Raw genomic sequence first — 4,280 nt, 5'->3', positions numbered from 1 at the left:
GTTATCATCAGAGCACCACGATCAGCACCCAAATACGCCTCCAGCGCAGGTGCCCAAGTTGGATCCGAAATGCGTAATAATGCCGACAAGGGCTTAGCTTCCATACCAGCGTGATTAAGTATCTCCAATAACCGCGCTGCGCCATCATTCAACAATCGCCCAGTTTGAGCTGCTGCTGAAATCCGACGTCGAATTGCATCACGCTCCTCACCCAGTTCACTTTGCCTCTTTTGGATCGAGACCAGATTAGACTGAGAGAAGACCCGAATATGTGCGAGATCCCCGTCGAGCTTCCCAATTGATTCGCTCAGTGCGCTACCCGAGTTTTCATTTCCCCGAGCCTCGACTAGCTCATCAACTACGGTACTCATAAGACTTCGAATCTCAGAAAAAACTGGTTCGTCGATCAATTCTCTTAGCGAAGAGATCAGTCGGTTCGCTCGAGATATATCCGAATGTTGGTAGGCTGTAATTATTTGGCGCTGAAAGCTAATCTGTTCTTCGAGGCGTTGCCGAAGCTGCTCATTTTGGTCGCTCTCCAAGCGAACCTTCAGTTTGGTAATTTCCTCTTGTTTGTGATCTCGCTGTTCTTTCGCATCAGCCGCAAGGCCTTCTGCTGTTTTTGTTTGGTCTTGGAATGTATCGATCTGGGTTTCGATATCATCAATCTTCTCACCCAGCCATTCGGCATTAAAAATCGCTTTTATGGCTTCAAGAGTTGCGATTCGACGTTCCGCTTGGCGCGCGCGCTCAAAGCCATTAATGATGTCTTCGAGCCGCGAGATTCTTGCCTTTGTTTTCATGATCAAATCGCGCAATGCGATAAACTGTTCGACCTGCTTGCGAAACGTTGCAATATCAACTGGATTGGACTCAACCACGTAATCTCGGACAAATTGATCGATTGAATCAACATTCTTCAGGGTCATCGAGTTCACGAAAGACGACATAAACCGTCGCGCATTAGGCATTCGCTCGCCATTCAGAGCGTATAACAGCTCCTGAACATACTCACTCGATTTATCGGTAAAGATGGGCGTCCGCCCTTTGCTCCGGGCTTGTTCCCGGACATTTTCCCGAAAGTCTGCGAACGGGATGGGGCGTTGGTCGTCGCCGTCATAGACAATGCAATCGTCTGCTTTTAAAGCCAACCCAGGAAGGACGAAAAGGCCTTTAACCTCGTGCCCATCAGTTTCTGCATCAGCCTCGATGCAAATTCCGGCAGAAACCCATTCAGTTTCCGTATCATCGCCAAAGACCAACATGATGTAAGTTCGAGCCTCATCACGCGCCCGCCCGATCACTTCACTGTCTTTCTCTGGATTGCGGAGCATGCCAAGGCAATAGCCAGCTAAGCTTCGCCGCCGCTTGGTTGATACCGACTGGGTATTAAAATGTGTGTAATTCCGATTTCCCCCGAGCATTGCGATTTGTATTGCATCGAGCGTCGACGATTTCCCAGAGCCATTTGGCCCTAAGAAGGCTGTTGCTCCTGCTACCTCAATATCAACCGCTTCGTGTAGATAGAACTGGACCAGTGCGATGCGTTTGAGCTGTTTCACAAAGAACTCTCCTTTTGTTCTGTCGTATCGACCAACCCGTCAGGCTCATATAACAATTCTGCATGGGATTTCAGCATGGCGAGAGCTCGTTCGTTTATCAGGCTTTGTATACCGGGCAGAATCTCAGCAAACCATGCCGCCTCACCTAAGTTCTCAGTTCTGACTAAACGAGCAATTCCCCACCTTTTCATTGCATCCATGATCCCCTGAAGCTCCAACTGAGGCTTCATTGGTAATTCACGTCCTGTTGATTCAAGGAACGCCGCCTCAAGTTCAGGCAAGCTAACCCCCGCGACGCCTGCATTGAGTGATCCCCTATTCATGTGATGGTCATACAGCTTGCGCAACACCAAAGCCAATAAAGTGTGCATCAAAGGAATCTTGCTAACTTCCGTAACTGTCGGAACAGCAGCCACATATCGCTCCTGGACATTGAGATCGAGTATGCAACCAAATAGATCAAGCGCTTCCGCGAATGCATTTTCGTGGGCTGCCACCAAGTCATAGTCTGATCTCTGTTTCGGGTTTGCCTGGTACAGAACTTGGTCAATGATTAGACGTTGTGCCGCCCTTTGAAAATCCCGAACAGTATGAGCCTCGTCTTGTTCTGCAATACGTTTCCAGCTAGTTGGCATTATTTGTACTCCCGTCCTTTCGGCGACGAATCCTCACAACAGGTGCCTCAATGTATTCATTCTCAAATCGCTCACCTGTCAGCTCAATCTCGATATATCTGTTGAGTTCCTTAAATAGTGTTGGTCGAACAATACCGGCCCGAGCATTCCTTTCCGTACGGTCGGCTATCAACCCAAGCCGAGAGAATGCTGCCAAAATACATAGGTCGTTGATGGAAGCCACATCCATGGAACTGCTTTCCAAAACACCTCCAGGGTCCACATGACGATCGATGTACTGAATAATGCGAGACTCCGAAACCTCTCGGTTCCCCTTCATAATTTGACGGACCAATCGTCGTGCTCTTTCCTCAGGTGACAGCCGACGTTTCTGGATAACCGCACCTCTGCGCTTTCGTGGCTTCTTGTTCGGCATTTTCAGGGCGTCTTCACTTAAGAGTCTTCCTTGAGACCAACCTGTGGGTAGAGCCAGATTTTTATCATTAGGTCGCGAATCAGCTGCGCGAACAACTGCATTAATGACCTGGTCGGTCTTCGTATCGAAATTACCCTGAGAACGGACCTTGTATTCGAGATATCCGAGGGCTTGGTCGTTAGCGCGGGTGACGGCATCCTTAAGGCGTGCGAGTAAACGGTCGACCTCGCGTAGTGCCATAACGCGGGCCGTATCATTCTCAATTAATGCATCCGCTTCTTCAGTAGACCGACAACGTAAGTTTTTGCGATACCACCTACGCAATTGTTCACGACTTTCTGGTTCTTCTGTAACTCGGGAAGCCATATCAACAATATCCCAGCGGGATGCGAGAGGATGATTGCGGGAGAACAGGTCTGAGTAGTCGCCGATATACAAACTGGAGATATAGTCACCAAAGAACCTCTCGAGAAAGAGATCAGCTGACTCCTGAGCGCGCAAGTATTCGCTAGCTTCCCGAACGCGCATGCGGGTAGTGTTCAACATTCGCAGAAGTGCCGAACATTCTTTCGCAGCAACCTGAAATACAGCGGCATTTTTTTCAGGATCTGCCTGCACTTGCAGCAAGTTATTCCGAACCGATTGCACACGCCCACCGATAAACTCGGGACCTTGCTCAGCAAAGGTTTTAAGCAACTCAAACAAGTTTTGGACTGTGGGCCGCATGATCACAAATTGGGTAAAGCCGACTCGATCAATGCTCAGCCAGCCACTATCCAGGAAGCTTGAAAGAGCGTCATGGGCGCGTATGTTTATCGGAGTCCCAAGCTCCTCAACATTGGATTCATGCTCATCCCACCGGATCAAGAAACGCTCAATTGATGCTACCACACGCTTCTGTGTCCAGCCTTCTCCCTCTGGAGGATCAGCCTCAGGTGCAAAGAAGTCGTTATATAGATGGTTTAGGAGCGACCAGTTGCGGCGCGCGTGCTCGTGCGCCCCGAGCGGTCTAAAAATATGCTCAGGTACACGATCAAATAGGTTGTCCGCATCTTCAGGCATAGGCCACCTAATCTTCCTAGACTCACAGTTAACATAGATGTTAAATTAACACCTGTGTTAATACAAATCCAGCAGAGAGTTACGCCATTGGATAGCCGCACGAGACTACAGTTTGAGTTCATTGAGATGTTACTTGCTTATGAAGGGGAGATAACCAATCAGCGCCTTAGGGAAAAGTTTGGAGTAACCAGCGTGCAAGCCTCGCGGGTATTGGCTTCGTATCGAGAAGCATATCCATCCAATACCCAAACTCTGAAAGGACAAGGCCGTGGGCGATATGCTCCTACGACTCGATTCAAGCCAGAAATCGCTAGTCTTAGTATTGAGGCCTATTTCCGATCGGTAAAAGACCAAGTTACTCATGTCAAGTTGGAGGAGACCCAGAGAGACTTTACCAACGTTGATCCAGCACTGTTTCGAGTTATTCACTCAGCGATGAACCAAGAGGCAGCCTCCAGAATCATCTACAGATCTATGAACAACCCAGATGGTATTGAACGTATCATCCATCCCTTGGCGTTTGTGTTCGCCGGGAGAAGGTGGCATGTGAGAGGCTACGATGAGCTCACTGAAGAGCATAGGGACTTTAACCTAGCCCGAATATTC

4 protein-coding genes are annotated in these 4,280 nt (G+C 48.9%); 1 reads left to right on the top strand and 3 read right to left on the bottom strand.

The features are described 5' to 3' along the window. From ACN0S4_RS13420 to ACN0S4_RS13410, 3 genes are all read right to left on the bottom strand, one after another. On the bottom strand, positions 1-1,562 hold a 1,562-nt coding region (locus tag ACN0S4_RS13420; RefSeq protein WP_417658132.1), incomplete at its 3' end, for an ATP-binding protein. After that, entirely contained in the window at positions 1,559-2,197 is a 639-nt protein-coding gene (locus ACN0S4_RS13415) for a DUF4194 domain-containing protein (protein ID WP_417658131.1), read from the bottom strand. The genes ACN0S4_RS13420 and ACN0S4_RS13415, both read right to left, overlap by 4 nt. After that, positions 2,187-3,674 carry a Wadjet anti-phage system protein JetA family protein gene (locus tag ACN0S4_RS13410; protein WP_417658130.1) on the bottom strand — a complete coding sequence of 496 codons (1,488 nt, stop codon included), beginning with the start codon at positions 3,672-3,674 and terminating at the stop codon, positions 2,187-2,189. The genes ACN0S4_RS13415 and ACN0S4_RS13410 overlap by 11 nt, the downstream gene beginning before the upstream one ends. A gap of 126 nt (positions 3,675-3,800) precedes the next feature. Between ACN0S4_RS13410 and ACN0S4_RS13405 the strand changes: the two genes are divergently transcribed. After that, positions 3,801-4,280: WYL domain-containing protein (locus tag ACN0S4_RS13405; RefSeq protein WP_417658129.1), on the top strand; the 480-nt coding region annotated here is incomplete at its 3' end.

The sequence above is a fragment of the Pseudidiomarina aestuarii genome (assembly GCF_048263735.1).
GTDB classification, from domain to species: Bacteria; Pseudomonadota; Gammaproteobacteria; order Enterobacterales; family Alteromonadaceae; genus Pseudidiomarina; species Pseudidiomarina aestuarii_B.
This window is presented reverse-complemented; position numbering and strand designations above follow the sequence as displayed.

What these genes read in the sequence shown, in the direction of transcription:
- ACN0S4_RS13410 (WP_417658130.1), bottom strand. Translation starts at nt 3,674, where the DNA reads ATGCCTGAAGATGCGGACAACCTATTTGATCGTGTACCTGAGCATATT.
- ACN0S4_RS13415 (WP_417658131.1), bottom strand. Translation starts at nt 2,197, where the DNA reads ATGCCAACTAGCTGGAAACGTATTGCAGAACAAGACGAGGCTCATACT.